At 38.2% G+C, this 25,597-nt stretch carries 21 protein-coding genes; 19 read left to right on the forward strand and 2 right to left on the reverse strand.

What is annotated here, in order from left to right; genetic code table 11:
- The 19 genes from iolD to MKX55_RS03685 all read left to right on the forward strand — a co-directional run bounded on the left by iolD (position 1) and on the right by MKX55_RS03685 (position 23,503).
- Positions 1 to 1,905, forward strand: coding sequence for a 3D-(3,5/4)-trihydroxycyclohexane-1,2-dione acylhydrolase (decyclizing) (gene iolD / locus MKX55_RS03595; protein ID WP_339236112.1), 1,905 nt, complete (start codon positions 1 to 3; stop codon positions 1,903 to 1,905).
- Positions 1,906 to 1,933: 28 nt separating this feature from the next.
- Positions 1,934 to 2,746: a 5-deoxy-glucuronate isomerase gene (iolB, locus tag MKX55_RS03600; RefSeq protein WP_339236115.1), complete on the forward strand. Its 813-nt coding sequence runs from the start codon at positions 1,934 to 1,936 to the stop codon at positions 2,744 to 2,746.
- Positions 2,747 to 2,818: 72 nt separating this feature from the next.
- Positions 2,819 to 3,757, forward strand: a complete 939-nt coding sequence (gene iolE / locus MKX55_RS03605; RefSeq protein ID WP_339236118.1) for a myo-inosose-2 dehydratase — start codon at positions 2,819 to 2,821, stop codon at positions 3,755 to 3,757.
- A gap of 28 nt (positions 3,758 to 3,785) precedes the next feature.
- Complete coding sequence (locus MKX55_RS03610) at positions 3,786 to 4,820, forward strand: Gfo/Idh/MocA family oxidoreductase (protein WP_339236120.1); 1,035 nt, start codon at positions 3,786 to 3,788, stop codon at positions 4,818 to 4,820.
- Between the two features lie 117 nt (positions 4,821 to 4,937).
- A complete protein-coding gene (locus tag MKX55_RS03615; protein ID WP_193062845.1) occupies positions 4,938 to 5,789 on the forward strand; it encodes a transketolase in 852 nt (283 codons plus the stop codon).
- Between the two features lie 4 nt (positions 5,790 to 5,793).
- Complete coding sequence (locus MKX55_RS03620) at positions 5,794 to 6,747, forward strand: transketolase C-terminal domain-containing protein (RefSeq protein ID WP_339236121.1); 954 nt, start codon at positions 5,794 to 5,796, stop codon at positions 6,745 to 6,747.
- A gap of 119 nt (positions 6,748 to 6,866) precedes the next feature.
- Positions 6,867 to 8,294, forward strand: coding sequence for an aldehyde dehydrogenase family protein (locus tag MKX55_RS03625; RefSeq protein WP_339236124.1), 1,428 nt, complete (start codon positions 6,867 to 6,869; stop codon positions 8,292 to 8,294).
- A gap of 105 nt (positions 8,295 to 8,399) precedes the next feature.
- Positions 8,400 to 9,428, forward strand: coding sequence for an inositol 2-dehydrogenase (iolG, locus tag MKX55_RS03630; RefSeq protein WP_339236126.1), 1,029 nt, complete (start codon positions 8,400 to 8,402; stop codon positions 9,426 to 9,428).
- Between the two features lie 32 nt (positions 9,429 to 9,460).
- Positions 9,461 to 10,450 (forward strand): Gfo/Idh/MocA family oxidoreductase, encoded by a 990-nt coding sequence (locus tag MKX55_RS03635; RefSeq protein ID WP_339236129.1) that lies wholly within the window; start codon positions 9,461 to 9,463, stop codon positions 10,448 to 10,450.
- Between the two features lie 86 nt (positions 10,451 to 10,536).
- Positions 10,537 to 12,129 carry a solute:sodium symporter family transporter gene (locus MKX55_RS03640; RefSeq protein ID WP_339236131.1) on the forward strand — a complete coding sequence of 531 codons (1,593 nt, stop codon included), beginning with the start codon at positions 10,537 to 10,539 and terminating at the stop codon, positions 12,127 to 12,129.
- Between the two features lie 352 nt (positions 12,130 to 12,481).
- Positions 12,482 to 13,966, forward strand: coding sequence for a sugar ABC transporter ATP-binding protein (locus MKX55_RS03645; protein WP_339236133.1), 1,485 nt, complete (start codon positions 12,482 to 12,484; stop codon positions 13,964 to 13,966).
- A gap of 6 nt (positions 13,967 to 13,972) precedes the next feature.
- Positions 13,973 to 15,007: an ABC transporter permease gene (locus MKX55_RS03650; protein ID WP_339236135.1), complete on the forward strand. Its 1,035-nt coding sequence runs from the start codon at positions 13,973 to 13,975 to the stop codon at positions 15,005 to 15,007.
- Positions 15,008 to 15,148: 141 nt separating this feature from the next.
- Positions 15,149 to 16,162: an alcohol dehydrogenase catalytic domain-containing protein gene (locus MKX55_RS03655; RefSeq protein ID WP_339236138.1), complete on the forward strand. Its 1,014-nt coding sequence runs from the start codon at positions 15,149 to 15,151 to the stop codon at positions 16,160 to 16,162.
- Positions 16,163 to 16,261: 99 nt separating this feature from the next.
- Positions 16,262 to 17,416, forward strand: coding sequence for a Gfo/Idh/MocA family oxidoreductase (locus MKX55_RS03660; RefSeq protein ID WP_339238406.1), 1,155 nt, complete (start codon positions 16,262 to 16,264; stop codon positions 17,414 to 17,416).
- Positions 17,417 to 17,447: 31 nt separating this feature from the next.
- Positions 17,448 to 18,425 (forward strand): sugar ABC transporter substrate-binding protein, encoded by a 978-nt coding sequence (locus tag MKX55_RS03665; protein WP_339236140.1) that lies wholly within the window; start codon positions 17,448 to 17,450, stop codon positions 18,423 to 18,425.
- Positions 18,426 to 18,820: 395 nt separating this feature from the next.
- On the forward strand, positions 18,821 to 19,789 hold the full coding sequence (locus MKX55_RS03670; RefSeq protein ID WP_339236142.1) for a sugar ABC transporter substrate-binding protein: 969 nt from the start codon (positions 18,821 to 18,823) through the stop codon (positions 19,787 to 19,789).
- A gap of 126 nt (positions 19,790 to 19,915) precedes the next feature.
- Positions 19,916 to 20,884: a sugar ABC transporter substrate-binding protein gene (locus MKX55_RS03675; protein WP_339236144.1), complete on the forward strand. Its 969-nt coding sequence runs from the start codon at positions 19,916 to 19,918 to the stop codon at positions 20,882 to 20,884.
- A 198-nt stretch (positions 20,885 to 21,082) separates the two neighbouring features.
- Positions 21,083 to 22,108 carry a Gfo/Idh/MocA family oxidoreductase gene (locus MKX55_RS03680; RefSeq protein WP_339236146.1) on the forward strand — a complete coding sequence of 342 codons (1,026 nt, stop codon included), beginning with the start codon at positions 21,083 to 21,085 and terminating at the stop codon, positions 22,106 to 22,108.
- Between the two features lie 174 nt (positions 22,109 to 22,282).
- Entirely contained in the window at positions 22,283 to 23,503 is a 1,221-nt protein-coding gene (locus MKX55_RS03685; RefSeq protein ID WP_339236148.1) for an MFS transporter, read from the forward strand.
- A 129-nt stretch (positions 23,504 to 23,632) separates the two neighbouring features.
- Here MKX55_RS03685 and iolG (MKX55_RS03690) read toward each other — a convergent pair whose 3' ends face one another.
- Both iolG (MKX55_RS03690) and fba read right to left on the reverse strand, forming a co-directional pair.
- Positions 23,633 to 24,643, reverse strand: coding sequence for an inositol 2-dehydrogenase (gene iolG, locus MKX55_RS03690; protein WP_339236150.1), 1,011 nt, complete (start codon positions 24,641 to 24,643; stop codon positions 23,633 to 23,635).
- 61 nt (positions 24,644 to 24,704) lie between these two features.
- Positions 24,705 to 25,562 carry a class II fructose-1,6-bisphosphate aldolase gene (gene fba / locus MKX55_RS03695; RefSeq protein ID WP_339236151.1) on the reverse strand — a complete coding sequence of 286 codons (858 nt, stop codon included), beginning with the start codon at positions 25,560 to 25,562 and terminating at the stop codon, positions 24,705 to 24,707.
- Positions 25,563 to 25,597 lie beyond the last annotated feature (35 nt).

Here is a 25,597-nt window from a genome sequence, read left to right on the forward strand (position 1 = left end):
ATGGAGTCTATTCAATATGCAAGTGAAAGCGTTAAGGTAAAATCTCAAACGATACGACTTACTATGGGACAAGCATTATTGAAATTTCTTGACAATCAATATATTGAATTCGATGGAGAAGAGCGAAAATTTATCAAAGGCATGTTCGGTATTTTCGGGCATGGAAATGCTACTGGCTTAGCAGAGGCATTAGAAAGACAGGAAAGTAATCTGCCTCTTCTTCAAGGGAAAAATGAACAGGGGATGGTACATGCTGCAACGGCATATGCAAAGCAAAAAAATCGATTGGAGATTTTTGCGTGTACCACATCTATTGGTCCAGGGGCTTTAAATATGGTAACGGCAGCTGGAACAGCTACGGTTAATCGTATCCCAGTACTTCTTTTACCTAGTGATAATTTTGCTACCAGACAGCCTGATCCAGTTTTGCAGCAAATTGAAAACCCATCTGATTATACTGTCTCTGCTACGGATGCCTTTAAGTCGGTAAGCAGATATTGGGACCGGATTGTTCGTCCGGAACAGCTGATGACAGCAGCAATTAATGCAATGCGTGTTTTAACAGACCCAGTTGAAACAGGAGCAGTTACGTTAGCACTACCGCAGGATGTTCAGGCGGAAGCTTTTGATTACCCAGCTGAATTCTTCAAAAAACGTGTTCATGTAATAGAAAGAAGAACACCGAATGAAGTAACGCTTGAACGGGCGGTTGAACTAATTAAATCGAAGAAAAAACCTTTTATTATCGCTGGCGGCGGCACGCACTATTCATTCGCTGCGGAAGCGTTAAAGCAGTTTGCAGAAAGATTCCAAATCCCTGTTGGGGAAACACAGGCAGGTAAAAGTGCTATTGCATGGAACCATCCATTAAATATGGGAGGAGTTGGAGCAAATGGCTCCAAAGCATCTAATGTACTCAGCAAAGATGCAGATTTAATTATTGCAGTTGGAACAAGGCTTACGGATTTCTCAACATCATCAAAAGTAGCTTTTCAAAATCCAGATGTTGCGTTTTTAAATATTAATGTCAGCTCCTTTGATGCAATGAAAATGGAATCTCAACTGCTGGTGTCAGATGCTAAAACAGCGTTAAATCAATTAGGAGAACAATTACAGAAAGCAAATTACAAAACGGCTTATGATGAAAATGAGCTGACCAGCTTAAAAGAAGCTTGGGATAATGAAGTAGATCGCTTATTTAATCTGAAAAGTGAGGAAGGGTTAGAGCAGTCTCAGGTAATCGGGGAGCTTAATCAATTTATTGATGAGAAGGATATTATCACATGTGCAGCTGGCAGTCTTCCAGGAGATTTACTGAAGCTGTGGAGAAGCAAACACCCGAAAACCTATCATATGGAGTATGGTTTCTCAACAATGGGATATGAAGTCCAGGCAGCGCTGGGAATTAAAATGGCTGAACCGGAACGGGAAGCTTATACTCTTGTAGGTGATGGAAGTTACCTGATGATGCATTCAGAGCTTGTAACCAGTCTTCAAGAAAAACAAAAAATCAATATTATTCTATTTGATAACCATGGTTTCCAATGTATTCATGGATTGCAGGTAGGACAAGGAAGTGAAGGCTTCGGAAATGAATTCCGCTACCGGGAACAATCTACGAATCAATTAAGCGGTGATTATATGGAAATTGATTTTGCCGCACATGCGAGAAGCTTAGGAGCAAAAGGATATACAGCCAATACCGTAGAAGAGCTCCGCGATGCATTGAAAAAAGCAAAACAGGATACGATATCTACTTTGATTCATATTAAAACACTTCCTAGTAAAGTGGAGGGTTATGATTCATGGTGGCGCCTGGGTGTTGCAGAGATTTCAAATAGCGAATCTGTAAAGACAGCCTATGAAAATATGGAAGAAAAATTGAATCAAGCAAGAAAATACTAAGTTTTAGATAGAATGAAGGAGGATAATTATGTCAGAATTATTAGTAAAACCAAAACAAACACCAGAGGCGGATGGAAGTGTTATTAAGGTATCTCCGGAAGATGCTGGATGGGGATACGTTGGATTTGAAGTATATCAGTTGCAGGAAGGTCAATCTTTTACAAAAGAAACAGGAGACAGGGAAATAGCAGTTGTACTGCTCTCTGGTAAAGCAGATGCTTCAACCAATTCAAGTTCCTGGGACAATATCGGCAAAAGAACAAGTGTATTTGATGATTCGCCTGCATATACCGTTTATGTATCATCTAATGATCAAATTAATTTAAAGGCACTTACGGATTTAGAAATTGCTGTGTGCTCCGCTCCAGGGAAAGGAACTTATGAAGCTCGGTTGATTACGCCGGAAGATGTGGTGGTAGCAAGACGCGGTTACGGAAGTTTAGAAAGAGAAATTCATAATATTTTACCTGCAGATAAGCCGGCAGACAGCCTATTTATATTTGAAGTATTCACACCGGAAGGGAACTGGTCCAGCTATCCGCCGCATAAGCATGATCAGGAAAAGCTGCCTGAGGAAAGCTATCTGGAGGAAACATATTATCACCGTACCAATTCTCCAGAAAATGCTTTTGCAATTCAACGTGTTTATACGGATGATAAATCACTCAATGAAACAATTGTTGTAAAAGATGGTGATTTGGTGCTTGTGCCAAAAGGGTATCATCCTGTTTCGAATCCACCAGGATATAAATTATATTATTTGAATGTGATGGCTGGTCCAGTTCGTGAATGGAAGTTTACGAATGATAAAGACCACGAATGGTTGTTGGAGAAAAATTAGATATGATAGGGGGCTGCCTCTAAATGAACAGGCAGCCTTCATCTAATTTTGGTTAAGAAAGGAAGGTAAATTATGAGCTTAGAAAAACTGCCATTTCAATTGGGAATTCATCCAATAAATTGGGTTGGTGAGGATGTCTTAGAGCATGGAGATTTTTATACGTATGAGCAAGTCATGTCTGAGATATCTGCCCTAGGATTTAAAGGCACAGAAGTAAGCAGAAAATTCCCCGCAGCTAAGCAAGAGCTGAAACAAGCGCTTCAACAGCACGGCTTACAACTGACAACGCAATGGAAATCTGTGTTGTTCTCAGATCCAAAGCGGCATAAAGAAGAGTTGAAGGCTTATCGGGAGCATGCAGCGTTTTTAAAGGAATTTGGCTGTAAAGTGATTAGCACAGCTGAGATTGGCGGTTCCATCCTGAATCAGGATCCACGGCGCGGTCAGGATGAAACAGATGTAAAACGTTTGGACGAAGAAGGCTGGAAATACTTTGTGGAAGGACTGCATCAAGCAGGCCAAATCGCCAAGGATAATGATATGGATCTCGTTTATCATCATCATGCAGGAACAGTAGTGGAGCAGCCGGAGGAAATTGCTAAACTGATGGAAATGACAGATGAAAACCTTGTGTCGCTTCTTTACGATACGGGACATGGCTATTATGGCGGAAATGACCCATTGCAGCTTTTAGAAAAATATTTCCATCGTGTGAAATATGTTCATTTAAAAGACGTACGTCAAGAAGTTTTAAACCAAGCTAGAGCAGAGAAATTTCCGATTAGGAAGTGTATTCGAAGCGGAATGTTTACAGTACCGGGAGACGGTGTGCTTGATTTTGAGCCGATTTTTGAACTTTTAATCAAAAATAATTATTCTGGATGGGCTTTGATTGAAGGAGAGCAAGACCCAATTGACCATAATCCATATGAGTATGCTAAAAAGTCGAAGCAATTCATTCAGGATACAATCGAAAAAATAACCACATCAGATAAAACAAAACATTCGTGATGAAATGACAGCAGGGAGGATGAATCAAATGAAAGAGGTAATTCGTTGCGCAGTACTAGGGCTGGGAAGATTAGGATACTGGCACGCAGAAAATTTAGCATATCAGGTAAAAGGGGCAGAGCTTGTTACCGTTATCGACCCATTAGCTGGAAGAGCAGAACAGGTTGCTAAAGAGCTTGGTGTAAGCAATTGGTCACAAGATCCAGATGTTGCATTTCATGATGACACGATTGAGGCAGTTGTGATTGTTACACCAACATCAACGCATGCAGATTTAATTACACGTGCAGCTAAAAATGGGAAGCATGTTTTTGTAGAAAAGCCATTAACACAAGAATTAAGTGATGCTGACAAAGTCATTAACACGCTGCAACAGGAGAATGTATTCTGTCAAGTTGGATTTATGAGAAGATTTGATCCAGCTTATGCGGAAGCGAAAAAAAGCATTGCTGCGGGAGATATTGGAAAGCCGTTATACTTTAAAGCAGCAAGTAGAGATGGAAATGTTCCGCATGAAGAATTTATTAAACACAGCGGAGGGATTTTCCTGGATGTAGCTATCCACGACTATGATATTGCCCGTTTTTTAATGGGACAGGATGTATCTTCTGTTCAATCTACGGGAAGTATTTTACTAGAGTCCAATCAATTTATGGAGAAATATAATGATGTCGATCAAGGCTTAACCTATTTAACCTTTGATAGTGGGGCAACAGGTGATGTTGAAACCATGCGCATCGCCCCATATGCTTATGACATCCGGGGAGAAGTTGTCGGAACAGAAGGAGCTATCCAGATTGGTTCGATGCGTTCCACCGATGTAAAGCTATTAACCAATAAAGGAAGTACCCATGATTTAATTCAGGATTTTCCATCTCGTTTTCAGAATGCTTATTTGTTAGAAATGATTCATTTTATCAGTTCTGTTCAGCAAGGAAAAACACCAAATTGCACCGCTGCTGATGGAAAGGCAGCTTTAGAAATTGCTTCAGCAGCAACAGAATCATTTCTTTCAGGTAAAAAGGTAGAGTTAAAGAAAGATACAGAGAAAACAGTGATTTAATATAACTAAATGTAATCTGAGAAATAAGTATAAAAACATTGGCTAATTTGTTAGCTGATGTTATACTTATAAGCATAAGATTAAGCGCTTAACCAAAATGTTTAGGAGGAGTAGAAAATGAGTACATTACTTCAAGAAGAACAAAAAGATTTACTAATTAACAAATCCAAGGAGGCTCGTAAGCAGCTTATTAAAGCGGTAAATCACGCTGGAGCTGGTCATATTGGCGGGCCGATGTCGGCAATGGATCTATTCATAAACCTTTATTTCAATGAATTGAATGTATCTACAGAGGATCCAGACAATGATAATAGAGACCGATTTGTATTATCCAAAGGGCATTCAGCAATCGGTTTATACGCCGCGTTAGCCGTTCGAGGATTTTTTCCAATCGAAGAATTGAAAACATTTGATTCGCTAGATTCTCGCCTGCAAGCACACCCGGATATGACCATCCTGCCGGGATTAGATATGTCTACTGGATCGCTTGGCCAAGGGATATCAGCAGCTGTAGGAATGGCTCTTGGAGCAAAACTGCAGAATAAAGAGTTCCGTACTTACTGCATCGTTGGTGATGGAGAATCTCAAGAAGGTCAGGTATGGGAAGCAGCAGATGTTGCATCAAAATATAAGCTGGATAATCTTGTTGCCATTTTAGATAATAATAAAATCCAACAATTCGGCTGGGATGCAGGCAACGGCAAACGAGAAATTCCTGCTGTTAATGCTCATGGACGCTGGGAAGCATTCGGATGGCATGTTATTGATATAGACGGCCATAATCATGAAGAAATCACAAATGCATTTCATGAGGCAAAACAGGTTTCAGGAAAGCCAACCATCATTATTGCAAATACAGTGAAAGGAAAAGGTGTCTCCTTTATGGAAGATACCATTAAATGGCATTCCAGAGTACCGACAGATGAAGAACTAGAGCTAGGTCTTAAAGAATTGGAAGCGGGGGTATAACAACATGAAGACAATTTTATCTGCTGAAAAACAAACAATGAGAGATGGACTAAGTAAAACAATGCTACGATTATCTCAAGAAGATGAGAACGTATATGTTTTGGACGGAGATTTAGGGACATCAACAAAGGCTGATGTTGTTGCAGACAATAACCCAGAGAAATTCCTGCAAATGGGGATTGCTGAACAAAATATGATGAGCGCTGCAGCCGGTTTAGCGACAACAGGAATACAGCCATGGACATTTAGTTTTGCCGCATTTTTGTCTAAAAGATCTATTGACCAAATTCAAGTTCAAATCGCGCAGCCCAAATTGGATGTAAAAATGATTGGCGGTTACAGTGGATTGCTGACAGGATTGACCGGAAAAACACACCAATCCTTAGAAGATATTGCTATTTTCCGTGCATTGGCAAATATGGTTGTACTTGCTCCAGGAGATAGTAAAGAAGTAGAGAAAGTAATGGAGTTTGCACATCAATATGATGGACCAGTTTATATTCGTGTAGCAAGAGATGCGTACCCTATTCTTTTCGATGATGATTATACGTTTGAGCTCGGTAAAGCTGTAACCCTTAAAGAAGGAACGGATGCAACAATTATTTCTACTGGTACACAGACTAGCCGTTCTGTTGAAGCAGCAGAAAAATTAGAAGAAGAAGGTATTTCTGTAGAAGTTCTTCATATGCCGTCGATTAAGCCGCTAGATACGAAAGCAATTGTAAAGGCTGCTGAAAAAACGGGAGCCATTGTAACAGCAGAGGAACACAGTATTATTGGCGGATTAGGAAGTGCTGTAGCAGAGACATTGGTTGAAGAAAAGCCTGTACCGGTGGTTCGTGTAGGAGTGAAGGATCGGAATTCAGAATCTGGACCAAATGAAGCGATGTTAGATAAATATGAGATTTCTCCAAATCACGTTGCGGAAGCAGTGAAGAAAGTATTAAAGAAAAAATAATATAAAACAAACATGTAGCAGAGAGTTTCCGTACGCTCTGTTACATGTTAGTTTCTTTGAATTCGTTTTCACTAAAATGAAAAAGGAAGGTTCACTTTAAGGAAATGGGAGTTGATAGGATGCAAAGCAGCATTTTAAAAGAAAAATTGTTTATTAATGGGGAATGGATAGAAACAGAAGGAACGCATCAGGTTTTTAATAAATATACGGGTGAATTATTTTCAGAAATTGCATTGGCAGATGAAAAAATTGTGGATCAGGCGATTAATGCAGCTGTTACAGCGCATAAGGAAATAGATTTCCCTGTAGAAAAGCGCTATGAGGTTTTAATGCGTGCAGCTGATTTATTAAAGCAAAATCAGACAGCATTGGCAGAAACAATTGCTATAGAAGGCGGTAAGCCGATTTCAGATGCAAATGTGGAAGTTACAAGATCCGTTTCGACATTGCAGATTGCAGCAGAAGAAGCGAAGAAATTAACCGGTGAAATTATTCCAAATTACAATGCTCCGGGAAGGTTTTTATATACAGTAAAAAAACCAGTTGGCGTGGTTGCTGCAATAACTCCATTTAATTTCCCGTTAAATCTTGTCGTTCATAAAGTAGGTCCTGCATTAGCTGCAGGCAATCCAATTATTATAAAGCCTGCTTCAGATACTGCTACGACAACCGTGAAATTATGTGAATTACTAGAGGAGGCCGGCGTTCCAAAAGGTTATGTGCAATGCGTTGTCGGCAGCGGACGAACGGTTGGCGAGCAATTATTAAATGATGAACGAATTGTTCATTATACCTTTACCGGCTCTCCGGCTATTGGGAAACATATTCAACAAACTATCGGATTGCGTAAAGCTACTTTAGAGTTGGGTTCAAACTCGGCAACCATTGTCCATCATGATACAGATGTGGAAAAAGCAGCAAAAAAAATTGCAAGAATGGCAAACGTAAATGCGGGTCAGGTTTGTATTTCTGTTCAACGGGTTTTTGTCCATGATTCCATCAAAGAAGCCTTTTTAGATACTTTAGTAAGCGAAGTTGCTCAATTAAAAGTAGGAGACCCTTTAAATAAAGATACCAATGTCGGTCCAATGATCAGCGAAAAAGAAGCTAAGCGTATTGAATCATGGATAGATGAAGCGGTATCTGCAGGAGCTGTTGTTCTGACTGGCGGCAAGAGAGAAGGAAGCGTGGTTCAGCCTGCTGTTCTGACAAATGTTAAAAAAGGGATGAAAATCGTTGATGAAGAGGCCTTTGCTCCAATCGTTTCCGTTTCTTCATACGATACGATAGAAGAAGCTGTTGCGTTAGTAAACGACTCGAAATACGGTTTGCAAGCAGGAATTTATACTTCCGATTTAAAATTATCTTACCAAATTCCTTACTTACTGGAGGTTGGCGGGGTTATTGTTAATGACACATCAAGCTTTCGTGCGGACCAAATGCCATATGGCGGTGTAAAAGAGAGCGGGAATGGAAAAGAAGGTCCTGCTTACGCTATTCAAGAATTGGTTGAGACGGTAACAGTGGTTGTGAATTTGGAAGAATAATAAACAGCTGTAGAGAAAAGATCTCTTTGGTTAATTGGCTGAAAACGCAGTGTAATGAAATCAAAGAGATTTTTTCCCGGCTAAAATAAAAGGGGGAATCATAGGGTGAGCAGTAATGACATAACGGTCGGTGTTATTGGAGCGGGAAGAATTGGCCAATTGCACGTAAATAATTTAAAGCATTTTACAGGTATACACGTGAAAACAATCTCTGATGTTTTCACAGAACATTTAGGCGATTGGTTTGAAACAACTGGAGCAGAATACCTTACTAAGAACTATCAGGACATATTAAATGATACAGAAATAGATGCCATACTAATTTGTTCTCCAACGGATACCCATGCCGCTATTATTAAAGACGCTGCCAAAGCAGGGAAGCATATTTTTTGTGAAAAACCAATTAGTTTTTCAGATGCAGAATCTTTAGAGGCTTATGAAGCGGTTAAACAAGCTAATGTGAAATTTCAAATTGGCTTTAATAGAAGGTATGACCCAAATTTTGATAAGGTCAAAAGATTAGTAGAGGCTAAAGAAATTGGAGATTTACACATCCTAAAAATTACATCAAGAGATCCAGCTCCGCCCACCTTGGATTATGTATCAAAATCTGGCGGTTTATTTGCTGATATGACTATCCATGATTTTGATATGGCTCGATTTATTTCAGGATCAGAAGTCATTGAAGTTTTTTCTCAAGGAACAGCCTTAGTGAATCCGGAGATTAAAGAATTGGACGATATTGATACAGCAATTACTTCTTTAAAGTTTGCTAATGGTGCGATGGGGGTTATTGATAATAGCCGTCAAGCTGTCTATGGTTATGATCAGCGTCTTGAAGCATTTGGAACAAAGGGGTCTGTAAATGTAAATAATGAAACAAATACGAGAGTAGAAGTCCAATCCGCAGTCGGTATAAATCAAGATAACCCACTGTACTTTTTCCTTGAAAGGTATAATGATGCTTATATTCAAGAAATAGCTGAGTTTTTTGCTGCTATCAAAAATGATGATAAAATTTCGTGTACATTTAAAGATGGCATTATGGCCCAGCGTATTGCTGAAGCAGCAAAAGAATCCTTAGATTTAGGAAAACCGGTAAAAGTGAAACAATTGGATAAAGTAAAATTGTAGAATCTATTAGGTAATCCTTTGGAGGGAAAGTAATGAAAAAAATAAACTGGGGTATTCTAGGTGCTGCGAATATAGCATATGAACAGGTCGTTCCCGCTATCAGAAGATCAGAGAGAGCCTTTGTTTCTGCGGTAGCATCAAGAACAAAAGAAAAAGCAGAACGATTCAATACACCTGAAATCTATGATACGTATGAAGAAATGTTAAACGATGATTCCATTGATGCTGTTTACATTCCACTGCCAAATGCGCTGCATAAGGAGTGGGCTGTGAAAGCTTTAAACGCGGAGAAACATGTTTTATTAGAAAAACCGGCAGCGCTTACAACTGAGGAAATGGTGGAGATAAAAGCAGCTGCCGACGAAAATAATGTTATTTTTATAGAAGCATTTATGTATCAATATCATCAACAGCACCAAAGAGTGAAAGAACTATTAGATTCAAAAATAATAGGTGAATTCCGTCATTTAAAAGCACATTTTTCCTGGATGCTTCATCATGAAAATGATATTAGGCTTAACCGGGAACTTGGCGGCGGTGCCATGTGGGATGTCGGCTGCTATGGCATTCATGCTGTTACGCAAATTTTTGGAATGAAGCCAATAAAAGTGTCAATGAGTGGAAATATTCATCCGGATTATAATGTAGATTTAACGTCTACAACGGTCTTTATTGATGGACAGCATCGAACGGCAGAAGTATCTGCTTCGATGGAATTACCATTTATAGATCGATATGAAGCTATGGGTCCTAAAGGATCTCTATTGGTTGAATCCGCATTTCGTCCAGATGTATCTGCTGATCAAAGAGGTAAAGTGATTGTGAAAGATATCGATGGAAATATCATTTTATTGGAAACCTTTCAATCGGATCAATATTTGAATCAGATAGAGCACTTCCAGGATTGTATTATAGAAGGTAAGAAACCGATCTATGATGCAGAGGATTCCATTGAGATTACACGTTATATAGAAAGAAGCTATCAATCTTTATATAACGATTCAGTATTAAAAAATATTTAAAGTTAGTGTAACGATGGGGATTTTACTAAATATTTTCTTGTTTTAACACTTAGATAATAATTTAAGTGCATGAAGGAGAGGTTTTTTTGAATTTGTTTAGCATTATCAGCTTTATATTAGTATTAGTATTCATATACATCTATGCATTTTTTCGAACCAGAAGCATAGATAAAAAAAGTTCTGAAGGTTACTTTTTGGGAGGTAGATCGCTTGTCGGTGCAACAGTTGGTATGACGATTATTATGACTAACCTCTCGACAGAGCAGCTAGTGGGACAAAATGGTCAAAGTTATGTGGCAGGCATGGAAGTAATGGCATGGGAAGTGACCTCTTCTGTTGCTATTGTTTTGCTGGCATGGGTCTTTTTGCCGAAATATTTTAAATATGGTGTAAATACGATATCTGATTTTATTGAAATTAGATATGATACATTTACGAAAAGAATTGTTTCCATTCTTTTTATATTTACTTATATTGTCAGCTTTATGCCTGTTGTTTTATATTCTGGAGCGTTGATATTTAATGATTTATTCGGACTTGACCAATACTTGGGTATTAGTAGAACAACTGCTGTTGTTATTATTTCTACGATTATTGGTTTGGTTGGAGTTATCTATTTATTTGTCGGCGGGCTTTCCCTTATTGCACATAGTGATTCAATCTATGCTGTTGGTCTGCTTCTCGGGGGAATGACCATTACGGTATTGGCTCTGATTGCACTTGGAGAGAATAGCTTTTTCACTGGCTTAGATAAGCTTTTAGCGAACACGCCTGAAAAATTAAACGCCTGGGGAGCGGTAGATTCAGCAATGGTGCCTTGGCCAACATTATTTTTAGGAATGTTTTTTAATAACTTATACTTCTGGTGTACAAACCAAATGATTGTTCAAAAAGCATTAGCAGCGAAAAATTTAAAAGAAGCACAAAAAGGTGCCATATTTGTTGGATTCTTTAAAATTTCAGGCTTGTTCTTCTTAGTTCTGCCTGGTGTTATCGCCTATAATATATTTGGCGATGGAATTCAAATGGATCTTGCCTATCCTGCATTAGTAGCTGAAGTATTACCTAATTGGGCTGCTGGACTATTTGGGGCGGTTGTATTTGGAGCAATTATGAGTTCTTTTGTCGGGGCTTTAAGTGCTACAGTGACTTTATTTAGTCTTGATTTTTATAAGCCTGTCATAAATAAGCAGGCTACAAATAGACAGATTGCTCTCGCAGGGAGAGTGTTAACCATCATTATTGGTATTATGGTAATTGTTATCGCGCCATTTATCTCTCTCTTTCCGCAAGGATTGTTTGCTGTACTTCAAGAGTTTAATGGTCTATATAGTATGCCGCTCTTAGCTATTATCGTAGTCGGCTTCTATTCTAAAAAGACATCTGCTCTTGGCGCAAAAATAGCATTTATATTCCACATAGTGGTATATGCTCTGTCTAAAGTGGTAATCCCAGATATCCATTATCTATATGTTTGGAGTGTTCTATTTTTGGCGGATTTAGCTATTATATATTTCTATAGCCAAAAGAGGCCGGAAAAAGATGATTTCCAATTTGAAAAATATCAAAGCAAAGTGGATATTACTCCGTGGAAGCATGTCAGATGGACTGGTCTTGTCATTTTGGTAATTGTAGTAGCTTCTTATGTAGTCTTTTCTCCGCTTGTCTTGGCTAAATAATGTTAGCACAGTAATTCAATAAGGTAATTGTAACTGTAATTATATAGAGATAAAAACAAGAAGATTTAAAATAGTCTTGACTTTGTAAATATACTTAGCTAAAATGGTTTTATGATTAAGCGCTTAATTAGATGTTTTATTTTAGAAATTTATTTGTTATTATACTGATACCCTGTTTTTAATGAATAAAAATTACTTTTTATAAATGTAAATTGTAAGCGATTTCTTTAATATGAATGATTAAGCGCTTATTCTTTTCGGTTTTGTAGACTTAGTGTATTCCATTTTAATTTAGATACTTTGGCATGAGTAAAAAAGCAAAGAACAAACAAAAAAGAAAGGGGCGATTCTTTTGCTTTTAGAAATGAAAAATGTCAGTAAGTCCTTCTCGGGCGTCCAAGTTCTTCATGATATTAATTTGGGTGTGAAAGAAGGAGAGGTTCATGTATTACTAGGGGAGAATGGCGCAGGAAAATCAACGATTATAAAAATATTAACAGGAGCTTATACAAAGGATACTGGCGATGTATATTGGGATAATCAAGTTTTAGAAGTGAATGCACCCAAGGATGCCATCGATGCAGGAATTGCGACAATTTACCAGGAACTGAATCTTATTCCTGAATTATCAGTTATGGAAAATATATTTTTGGGTCACGAGCAAAAGAAAGGGAGCAAGTTTTCACTGCTTGATCGTGCAACAATGAGAGAGAAAGCCAAAAAGTTAATGAGCAGACTTGGGCAGAATACGGATCCGGATGAACTTGTCCAGAATCTTGGTGTAGGACGGCAACAACTAGTGGAAATTGCTAAAGCGCTTTCTCTTAATGCCAGGTTGATTATCATGGACGAGCCCACTTCGAGTTTAAGCGGCAGTGAAACAGAACAGCTGTTGTTGACAGTGGAGCGTTTGCGGGGACAAGGGATTACGTTTATTTATATATCGCATCGTCTGGAGGAAATCAAACGAATTGGAGATAGCATTACCATTCTGCGCGATGGAGCAAAGATAGATACCGTTAAAGTTGAAAATACATCTGTTGACGAAATGATTGCCCTGATGGTTGGCAGAACGCTAGATAATAAATTTCCAAAGCTGAATTCTTCAAGAGGAGAAGAAGGATTAAGAATAGAAAATTTCAAACTAAATAGTGAATCAAAAGAAATTAATTTCACTGCATATACGGGAGAAATACTAGGTTTCTCTGGGTTGGTCGGTGCAGGACGCACAGAATTGATGAGAGGAATTTTTGCAGCAGACAGTATTGAATCTGGAGATATCTATATTTTCGGAAAGAAAAAGAAAATTACAAATCCAAAGCAGGCTATTCGAGAAGGACTTGCATTTATTACAGAAGATAGAAAGGGGGAAGGGCTTTTTCTTGATCAGCCGCTACATTTTAATAAAACCATCGCTAAATTAAAAGAAATTAAAAGAAATGGACTGCTCAGTATAAGGAAGCAAAAAAATGTTTCGAACACTTATGTTGAAAGTTTGAAAATCAAACCGAATAATATTAATTTACTTGCTCAGAATTTAAGCGGAGGGAACCAGCAGAAAGTAGTCATTGCCAAGTGGCTGTTTACTCAGGCAAAAGTATTTATTTTTGATGAACCGACTCGAGGTATTGATGTAGGTGCAAAAGTTGAAGTTTATAATTTAATCAATGAATTAGTAAAATTAGGTGCATGTGTGATTATTGTTTCTTCGGAACTGCCGGAGATTTTAGGAATGTGCGATCGTATTCTGGTCATGCACGAAGGGGAAATTACAGGTGACTTTAAAGTGAAAGAAGCGAATCAAGAAATTATTATGAGAGCTGCGACAGGAGGGTGATTTGAAATGGAAGAAAGAGTAAAAGATATTGATGAAAAAATTGAAGAGCAAAAAGATGGAAAGCCGCCGAAACCATCGAAAGATCCTAAGAAAAAATGGGATGCAAGGGCAGTTTTAGATAAGTTTGGTGCATTATTTGGCTTAATAGGTTTATCGGTTATTCTTACTGTTCTTGCTCCGAGTTTTATTACAATAGATAACTTAATGAATGTTGCCAGACAAGCATCTATTAACGCTCTATTATCTCTGGGAATGCTTTTGCCTATTATCACTGCAGGAATTGATTTATCCGTAGGTTCCATTTTGGCGCTATCGATTGTTTTAGGCGGAATTGTTACTGTATCTTGGGGGATGACGCCAGTAGTAGGTTTAATTGTTTTGTTATTAGCAGGAGCGGCAGCCGGGTTAATTAACGGTTTATTATTAACAAAGCTGCGTTTACCACATCCGTTCATCTCAACCTTAGGAACAATGAATGTGTACCGTGGTCTGGCGCTTATTGTAACAGGTGCATCACCTATTTTTGGTTTCCCACTATTAATTAACTATGTTGGACAAGAAAGTATCAATATCGTTCCAGTAAGTTTTATATTAGTTATTATTGTAGCGGTTCTTATGCATGTTTTCTTAAATAGAACAGCGACTGGAAGATATATTTATGCTATTGGCGGGAATAAAGAAGCTGCACGTCTATCTGGGATTCCGGTTGACCGTGTTCTCATTATTGTATATACAGTAAGTGGTTTTATGGCGGCACTTGGAGGATTAGTTCTAATTGGAAGAACCAATTCAGCATCTCCGATAGCAGGATTAACATATGAACTGGATGCAATTGCCGCTGTTATTATCGGCGGAGCGAGTTTCTTTGGCGGAGTAGGCACGGTAGTTGGCACATTGATTGGGGCATTAATTATCGCGGTTCTTCGTAATGGCTTGAATTTAATTGGTACGTCTTCCGATTTACAGACCGTTGTAATCGGTATTGTTATTATTTTAGCGGTATATGTTGATGTATTACGCAGAAAAGGCACAAAGAAATAAAATAGTCTTTTATTTTGTGGATACGAAAGAATTTTGATTATCCATTATTAACTCTATTAAAAGTAAGAATTTTAAAGGCAGAATATTGTGATAATAAAATTTTATATTTTTTGAAATTTGGTTAGCAGGAGGCATTAATGCATGCAAGCAGGAGTATTTAAAGAAATTGGAAAATTAGAATTACAAGATAGAAATGAACCTGATCTAGTAACAGAAAATGAAGTGAAAATTAAGGTAGAAGCAGCCAGTATTTGCGGGACAGATGTCCATATCTTAGCTGATCCGCCAGGACATCCAGCAACTCCAGGCTCGGTATTAGGACATGAATATGTTGGAGAAGTTGTGGAAATAGGAAAGGAAGTAGGAAATGTAAAGGTTGGAGACCGTGTCATTGTAGACCCGACTACTACATGCGGCGAATGTGAATACTGTGGTATGGGGTTAGTAAATATGTGTGATAACAGTTCAAGTATAGGAATTTTTAAAGATGGAGGATGGGCTTCATACAGTGTCCTGCCAGCAAAAAATGTATTTAAAGTGTCAAAAGAAGTACCGCCAGAAGTAGCGGTACTGGCAGAACCCCTATCTTGCGTTATTAACGGCAGTGAAAAAATAAATATTCAGCCAGGAGATAGTGTTGTCATTTTGGGAACTGGTCCAATGGGACAACTGTTTACGCAAGTAGCAAAAGCTGCAGGTGCAGGAAAAATAATTTGCTCTGACTTCTCTGATTATCGTCTGAGATTTTCAGAAAAATCTGGAGCAACACGGACGGTCAATCCGAAACAGGAGGATATTTACGAAGTAGTTAAAGCTGAAACAACTATTGGAGCGGATGTGGTGGTTGATTGCGTGGGTGCTTTAATGAACCAGGCAGTTGAACTGGTTCGAAAAGGAGGGCAAGTATTAGTTTTAGGGATGAATGAACATGCTGCACCAGTTGTCAAACAATATGATATTACAAGAAATGAAATTACGATCAAAGGAACTTATATACAAAACTTTGATTTTCCAAAAGTAATCAAGATTTTAGAAGCTAATTTGCTCAATTTAGAAGAGCTTATTACTCATAAGATCACATTAAATCAGATTCATGAAGGTATTGAAAATATGAGGAAAGGTGAGGCAATAAAAATTGTAGTATATCCGGAATGAGCAGGATTAAAGTGTATTTCATACTAGTTAATATCAGAAATATAAAAATGGGAGGAGTTGAATTTATTGAGTGAAGAAAAGAAGGAAATAAGAGTCGGAATGATTGGCTACAAGTTTATGGGCAAAGCCCACAGTAATGCATATCGCAACTTGCCATTTTTCTTTGATTTGAATGTTGTTCCAGTTATGAAGGCAATTTCTGGACGAAACGAGGCAAAGGTAAAAGAAGCGGCTCAAGCATTTGGCTGGGAATCTTATGAGACGGATTGGAGAAAACTGATTGAACGTGATGATATCGATATGATCGATATAGCTACTCCAAACAATATGCACTACAAGATGGCTATAGCAGCAGCGAAGGCAGGAAAACATATTATTTGTGAGAAACCACTTGCGATGAATACGAGGCAAGCGAAAGAGATGTATGATGCTGCATGTAAAAGTGGGAGCATTCATATGATTTGCCACAATTATCGTTTTGCTCCGGCAGTGCAGTTTGCTAAACGACTTATTGAGCAGAATCGTTTAGGGAAAATCAACCATGTCCGAGGGACTTACTTGCAGGATGTATATTTAGATACAGAATCCCCTATTACTTGGAGGACAAGGAAAGAAATAACAGGGTTAGGTGTTCTGGGAGATATTGGCTCACACAATTTGGATTTAGCAAGATTTTTAGTAGGAGAATTTCAAGAGGTTGCAGCTTTGACAGAAACCTTTGTAAATCAGAGGCCAGCAGCTGAATCTGAAAATCAGAATGAAGCAGATAAGAAGCAGATGGAAGATGTAACTGTTGAAGATGCAGCAGCACTGATTGCCCGTTTTGAAAATGGTGCAATTGGAACATTTGAAGCAACGAAACTTGCTGGAGGAAATTTGAATGGGAATCGCTTTGAAATTAATGGGGAAAAAGGTTCGATTCGCTGGGATTTAGAGAATTTAAATAATCTGGAAGTATATTTTACAGATGATGAACCTGGTATCCGAGGGTACAGAACGATTAATTGTACGGAAAAATATCACCCATATGCTGAGGCGTATTGGCCAGTGGGACATATTATTGGCTATGAACATACCTTTATTAACCTCTTATCTGATTTTTTTAATGGCATTGAGCAAGGGAGTAGTCCTAGGCCAAATTTTGAAGACGGCTTACGCAATCAGATTTTGCTAGAATCCATTGAAGAGTCAGCTGCTAAAAAAGTATGGATTAATGTTTCAGAAAAAAGCAACAGTATCTCTATTAAAAAATAACTATAAATTAGTAAAAGAGGTAATGAGTATAATGACAAAAATCAAATATTATCTATTAACTGTATTTTTAGTAGCTATATTAACGCTTGCAGCTTGTGCAGAAGACGGTGATGCAAGTGATTCATCATCAAGCACCGACGGAGAGGGGAAACCTAATATTGCAGTAGTTTTAAAAGGGTCGGATCAGGAATATTTTAAATTGGCTGAGGCAGGAGCAAAACAAGCTTTTGAAGATTTTGATGTAAATGGTACCTTTCAGGCTGCCTCTACACAGACAAATACAACGGAAATTATTAATATTTTAGAAGATTTATTGGTTGAAGAGCCAGATGCACTTGTTGCGATGCCTAGTACAGAAGAACAAACGCCAGTCCTTCAGCGGTATCGAGAAAAGGATATACCAGTCTTGCTGATTGATACAGATTTAGATTGGGAAGAAAAAACGACTTACATTGGAACAAACAATTATACAGCTGGCCAAGAAGCTGCGAAGCTTTTATCCTCTGATTTATCAGAAGGAGATGAAGTTGCGATTTTAGAAGGGGTTTCAGGTGCGGCGGTAAGTGAGGAAAGAGTTAGCGGAGTGAACGATGTAATGGAAGAGCAAGGGATAAATATTGTTGCTTCTCAAGCTGCTGATTTTGATCGTGCAAAGGCAGTAAACACAATGGAGAATATTTTAACTGCCCATCCAGATATTCAAGGAGTGTTTGCAGCGAATGATGAAATGGCGATGGGAGCCTATGAAGCAGTAAGTGCGCAAAATTTAGATATACCAATTATTGGGGTTGATGGAACGAGTGATGCATTAGATTCGATTAGTAATGGCGGACTGACTGCAACAGTTGCTCAAAGCCCATATCAAATGGGGTATCAGGGAGTAGAAAATGCATTAAAGGCTATTGAGGGGGAAACGATTGCTAAGGAAATTGATATTGATGTGGAAATACTAACAGAAGAAAATGCCGGAGAAACGCTTGATGAAATTAATGATATTTTAGAGAAATAAATTTTTATTGTCTATAAATTTTTTAGAAAAACTAGACAACAGAGAGGAGTGTATGAGTTAAAAAGGTGAAAATTGGTTTTATTGATGCTGGCTGGATGGAGAAGGCTCACAAACAATTAGATTATCAATGTTGATATCTTACTAGGAAAAGTAATGATAGATACGAACGTTGATTTAGCAGCTATTGCCTCAACAAATGCTTTTCATTATGGAGTGTCTAAAGAAGCATGTATATTGTAAAAAAATTTCTTGCACTTATTCCTGACAATCTAAAGAATTAGCGGAATTGATCCAAGAAGAGATGATGAACTTTGTAGATTTCAATAATGTTCATAACCCAGCTGCTGTATATATCAGAATTTTATTTTAATAATGATAACCAAAGGAGAATCGATATGAAAAGATTTAACTATTTAGTTATTTTCACCATGGTATTACTTTTGTTAGCTTTAGCTGCATGTTCGTCTGAAGACTCTAATGCGAGTGAAGATGGCAGTGAATCTTATAAGTTTGCTACTGTACTCATGGCATTAAATTCTGATTATTGGCAGATGCATAAAGCTGGTGCTGAGGATGCTGCGGCAGACCTTGGGATTTCTTTAGAAGTGTTAGGACCAGCAGAAGAAACGATGTTTGAGGAGCAGGTCAAAATTGTTGAAGATCAAATTTCTTCAGGGGCGGATGCTATCATTGTCGCGCCAAGTCTGCCAGAAGCGATGCTGCCAATCTTAAATCAGGCTGAAGGGATGGACATTCCTGTCGTATTGGCAGATGCAGATGTTGAAGATTTTGAAGATAAAGTTACCTTCATAGGAACAGAAAACTACGATGCTGGTAAATTAGCAGGTGAGTATATTAGTGACCAATTAGAAGAAGGAGACAAGGTAGCGATTATCCGTGGACAACTGGGAGCAAAAGTACATGATGAGCGTACAAATGGATTCCAAGATGCTTTAGACGAGAAAAATTTGGAATTTATTGTTCAAGACGCTCAAAGTGATCGGGTGAAGGCAGTAAATATTATGGAAAATATTTTGACTAGTGATGATGATATAAAAGCAGTATTTGCAACGTCGGATGAAATGGCATTAGGAACATATCAAGGGTTAGAAAATCAAGGAAAAACAGACATTCCTTTAATTGGTTTTGATGGCACTCCAGATGGTTTGCAGGCAGTTATGGATGAAAAAATAACGGCAGAAATTGCTCAGGATCCTTATCAAATGGGATATTCAGCTGTTGAATCTGCTTACCAAGCACTGCAAGGAGAAGATGTAGAAGGTAGAATAGATTCTGGAGCAAAAGTTATTACAAGTGAAAACGTTGAAGAGGAAATCGAGTTAAGTAACAGCTATTTAGAATAGCATTAAAATTATTCTAAATAAAATAATTTTAACATTAGGAAGTATATTATTAGAATTTTCCGATGTTAAAGAAGGCCAAATTAGATTTTATACTTTTTTTAAATATAAAATTGTGGAGGTTTTATAATGAAAAGAATAGTTTTTTTAATTATTGCTTCACTGCTTTTGTTTTTAGCTGCATGTACGAATGAAAATTCTGGGGAAGCTTCGAACGGGAGTGGAAATGAGTCCTATAAAATGGCATCTGTTTATATGACATTAAGCTCTGATTATTGGCAATTGCATAAAGCTGGTGCCGAAGCCGCAGCAGATGATTTAGGAATTTCATTAGATGTGCTAGGGCCTGCTGAAGAAACGATGTTTGAAGAGCAAGTAAAAATCGTTGAAGATCAGCTTTCTGTGGAAGCAGATGCTTTAGTAGTTGCGCCGAGTCTGCCAGAAGCGATGCTGCCAGCTTTACAACAGGCTTCTAACCAGGATGTTCCTGTCGTTTTAGCAGATGCAGATATAGAAGAGTTTACTGATAAAGTAACATTTGTAGGTGTAGAAAATTATGAGGCTGGTAAGCTTGCTGGAGAGTATATCAGTGAACAATTGGAAGATGGAGATACCGTAGCAATTATTCGTGGGCAGCTTGGAGCAAAAGTTCATGATGATCGTACAAACGGATTTCAAGATGCATTGGAAGAGAAAGATATTGAAATCGTTGTGCAGGATGGACAAAGCGATCGTGTGAGAGCAGTAAATATTACAGAAGATTTTCTAACAAATGATTTAGATATTAAAGCTATTTTTGCAACAAACGATGAAATGGCGCTTGGAGCACACCAAGGGTTGGATAATAACGCAAGAACGGATATCCCGGTTATTGGGTTTGATGGAACACCAGATGCACTTCAAGCGATAGTTGACGGAAAATTAAATGCAGATGTAGCTTACGATCCTTATCAAATGGGATACACATCCATTGAATCTGCCTACAAAGCGCTTGAAGGTGAAGAGGTAGATGATGAAATTTTTGCAGAAGTCAACGTAGTTACAAGTGAAACGGCAGAAGAAGAAGTAGAAAAAATCAATGGTTATTTAGGTAATTAGTAATCAATTATCCAAATAATATTCCTGTCCATGAAAGAAGGATAGGAATATTTGATTTGTTAATTGGTGAAGGCGAGTGCGGATACGGCAGAATACACTGACTGTGAAACTGCCGTTCTATCCCAAATAGATGTTTATAAAAGTCTAAAAAAGCAAGAACATTTTAAAGGTATTTTAATTATATAGGGAGGAATTAGAATGGTATTAAAAATAGGAGTTATTGGTACAGGAGCAATTGGAAAGGATCATATCCATCGGATTACAAATACGCTGACTGGCGGGGAAATTGTTGCAGTAACGGACGTAAATCCAGAGCAGGCAGAAGCCGTTGTAGAAACGGAAAATCTGAATGCAGAAATCTTTGAAGATGGCCATGCATTAATACAATCTCCCAATGTGGATGCAGTAGTTGTAACGTCCTGGGGGCCGACGCATGAGGAATTTGTGTTAGCTTCTATTGCAGCTGGAAAACCTGTGTTTTGCGAAAAACCGCTTGCTACTACAGCGGAAGGTTGTAAACGTATTGTAGATGCTGAAGTTAAAAGTGGAAAGCAATTAGTAACAGTAGGGTTTATGCGAAGATATGATCAGGGTTATCGTGCTTTGAAAAAAAATATTGAAGAGAATCAGATTGGTACTCCATTGATGCTTCATTGTGCTCATCGAAATCAAAATGCACCTGCATTTCATGGGGATATGCCAATTACAGATTCTTTTGTGCATGAAATTGATATTTTAAGATGGCTGCTTCAGGATGATTATGTATCTGTTCAAGTAATCCAGCCGAGGAGAACTCGTTTTGCAAATGATGGGATGCAAGATCCTTACATGATATTATTGGAAACAAAAGAAGGTATTCGCATTGACGCAGAGGTATTTGTTAATTGTCAATATGGTTATGATGTTCAATGCCAAGTAGTTGGAGATACTGGAATTGCTAATTTGCCAGATCCCGCCAGTGTTGTAATTCGTAAAGATGCAAAACTATCTTCTGATATTTTAACGGATTGGAAGCCTCGTTTTATTGATGCGTATGATGTAGAAATACAAGAATGGATAGACGCAACGCTAAAAGGTGAAATGAATGGACCATCAGCTTGGGATGGTTATGTTGTTTCTGTGACGGTAGATGCTTGTCTGGAAGCGAAAAATTCAGGAAAAATTATTCCTATTGATTTACCTGAATGCCCGAGTTTTTATAGAGAAGTAAAGGTAGAAGTCTGATATATTTATGGAATTTTAACAGAAGCGTTAGGATAACAAAAAATTAATGACTATAAGCTGTCAATCAATTAATCAAATAATATTCCTGTCCATGGCATATGGATAGGAATGTTTGTGATTTCTTATGGATGGATATGAAAAAATGTATATCCATGTATAGGTAGGGAGGATTTTATGTCAAATATAGCATATGTTCAAAAGAGGGAAGAGAGAGTAATACTAAAAAAAGACCATGCCATTTTTCTAGCAGCTATATTTTGTTTTTGGTTTGCTACTTATATTTATTCACCCGTTTTCGGTGTGTATCTGCAGTCAAAAGGATTTTCGTATACTGCAGTGGGTATTATTATCGGAAGCTACGGCATCACTCAAATTCTATTAAGACTGCCGCTCGGGATTTTATCAGATTATTTAAGTAAATTAAGAAAGCAGTTATTTGTAGGAGGATTTGCCGTATCACTTCTTAGTTGCCTGATTTTAGTTTATTTCGATTCATTTTTTATGATTATGCTTGCACGATTGATGGCTGGAGTTACTGCGTCTATGTGGGTAATGGCTACGGTTTTGTATACATACTATTTTGGAACAGGTCAATCTGCCAAAGCAATGGGAACATTGCAATTTATTACTGTAGCTACACAGTTTGCAAGTATGGCAATTAGTGGATTTATCGTTGAGCAATTTGGCTGGACCGTACCGTTTTGGATTGGAGCAATTGCTTCCGTGGCAGGAATTCTATTGGCATGGCAGATTAAAGATTTACAACAGCCCGATTCGATGTCAAATACAGATTTTAATTTATTATCTCATTTACGTGTTTTATTAACATTACCTGGATTGAAAATGATAACGTTTTTATCACTTGCTGCTCATGCTATCTTGTTTATCACTATCTTTGGTTTCAGTCCAATAATAGCTGCTGAAAATGGCGTATCTGAAACAGCATTCATTTGGCTAGTTAGTGCATTTTTTATTCCACACGCATTAGCTTCTCTAAGTTTAGTCTTTATAAAAATAGACAGCAGACACAATAAACGAATACTTTGGAGTTGTTTTGGAATAACTGGTATCTTTCTACTGCTGGTTCCATTGACGGAGACACTACTTACATTATCTATGGTTCATTTTGTGATTGGTCTGGCGCTTGGTTTTGTGTTTCCGATTTTATTAGATGAGGTTGTCCGCTGCAGTCCTGCACACTTAAAGATGTCAGCAATGGGATTTTTTCAATCTTTTTATGCAGTGGGTATCTTTTTAGGACCGTTAGTTGCAGGCAATATTGCTGAACATATTGGTTTAAGTGAAGTGTTTTATTTTACAGGAATATTTGCGTTAGTAACGGTTATGGCGGTGTTGTTCTTGTTTCAAAGAAATAGTCGTATGGTAGAAAAATGAAGGTTTGAATTACAAATATTTTGAGAGGTAAAGCATCGTCTCTTATTTACAGATAAAATAAAAGACAAGCAACACGACTGATATGCTTGTCTTTCCGTTATATCAATTTAAAAGCAAAGTCTTCTCAAACTAACGAAGCTCGCTCAATTCAACCGTACGATTCTCTTTCCAGGAAAGTTTCGCAGCTTTTGCTAACAGCTCAGCCTGTAGCCCATCCTCGAATTTTGCCACGACGGGTTTATCTTCTAAAATAGATTGGGCAAAATCATGGATTTCCGCGATGTATCCTTCATTATAACGCTCAAGGAAGAAATACATTGGCTTGTCCTCGGTAACCGCAGCATTTGTGCTTACTTTTACATTGGTCGGCTTCTGATTTTCTACCTGGACCATGCCGTTATTGCCGAATACTTCGATACGCTGGTCATAGCCATATACTGCTTGGCGGCTGTTATCGATTACTCCCAGAGAATCATCTGCAAAGGTGAGGGTGATAATGGCTGTATCTACATCATCATTGCGTGAAAAACGATCATCTACCAGAGAAGACGCTTTTACGGTAATGTTTTTCACATCTTGTCCGGATAAGTAACGAATCATATCGAAATCATGAATAGCCATATCGATAAATAGGCCGCCGGAGCGTTTTACATATTCTTCTGGTGGAGCTTCCGGATCACGGGAAGTGATTTTAATAACATGCGGTGTACCAATGTCACCATTGCGGACAACATCATGTGCTTTTCTGAAATGTGTATCGAAGCGGCGGTTAAAACCTACTTGGAATTTGACGCCTGTTTCTTTAATCACTTCCAAGGTTTCTTTTGTTTTTTCAATATCAAAGCTGATTGGCTTTTCACAGAAAATATGCTTATTATTCTTTGCTGCTTTTGTAATAAAATCAATATGCGTATCCGTGCTTGAGCAGATAAAAACAGCATCGATTTCTGGGTCACTGAGAATATCATCTGCATTCTGTGTGATAACAGGAACAGCTTTTAAATAATCGATATCCTTCAAGTGATCGGTATATACATCAGAAATTGCTTTTAACTGATATTTATCGGATAGCAGTATATTTTTAGCATGCAGCTGTCCGATACGTCCAGCGCCAATGATACCTGTAACTACTTTTGTCATTGTCATTCCTCCAAGTCTGTAACTGTCTATGTGAAGCCACAGTTGTTCTGATAATATGGACTTATGCTTTATTGGAAGAACCAAATAAATGCATTTTTTCAGTTACTACCTTTTCAATTGCGTTCATCCCTGTTGTCATGATTTCCGGGATCTTATGGGAATCTGGATGCCGCTCCAGATAGTTACGTACTGCTTTTGCCCATGCCTGATTGCATTCGGTATTTACATTGATTTTGGCATGGCCGTATTCAATGGCTTTTACAATTTGGTGGGCAGGAATACCAGAACCGCCATGTAGAGCCAGAGGAACCTCATTCAGGCTGTCAGAGATCTCCTGCATTAGATCAAATGCCAGCTTTGGTTCGCCCTGATAAACGCCATGAACCGATCCAAGTGCGGCTGCAAGCAGATCTACTCCGGTTTCTTCTACAAGCCGATAACACTCATTTGGGTCCGCGTATTTGATGCCGGAAGTGATGCCATCCTCTGTACCGCCAACAGAACCGATTTCTGCTTCCACAGAGACATGCTGTTTATTTGCGTAGTCGACAACCTCTTTGGTGTTGGCGATATTTTCTTCCAAAGGCAGCTTCGAGCCATCATACATAACAGAGCTGTAGCCTGCATCAACAGCTTCTTTACAGCGTTCTACCGATAAACCATGGTCGAGGTGCAGAACGACAGGTACGGTAATTCCCATTTCTTCTACCATTTTTTTGGTAGCGGCAGCAATCAATTTAAATCCGCCAAGGTAGTCTACGATACGATCCGTGGAAGCTAAAATAACGGGAGATTTTTCTTTTTCTGCTGCGCGTAATGTGGCTTCTGCCCATTGAAAGGTATTGATATTAAATTGGCCGACAGCATACTGATTTTTCTTTGCTTCAGGCATCAGCTCTTTTAATGATACAAATGTCATTCTTTCACCTCCATTCTTTTTATAATTAAATATGC

It is taken from the genome of Oceanobacillus sp. FSL W7-1281 (assembly GCF_037969835.1).
GTDB classification, from domain to species: Bacteria; Bacillota; Bacilli; order Bacillales; family Amphibacillaceae; genus Oceanobacillus; species Oceanobacillus oncorhynchi.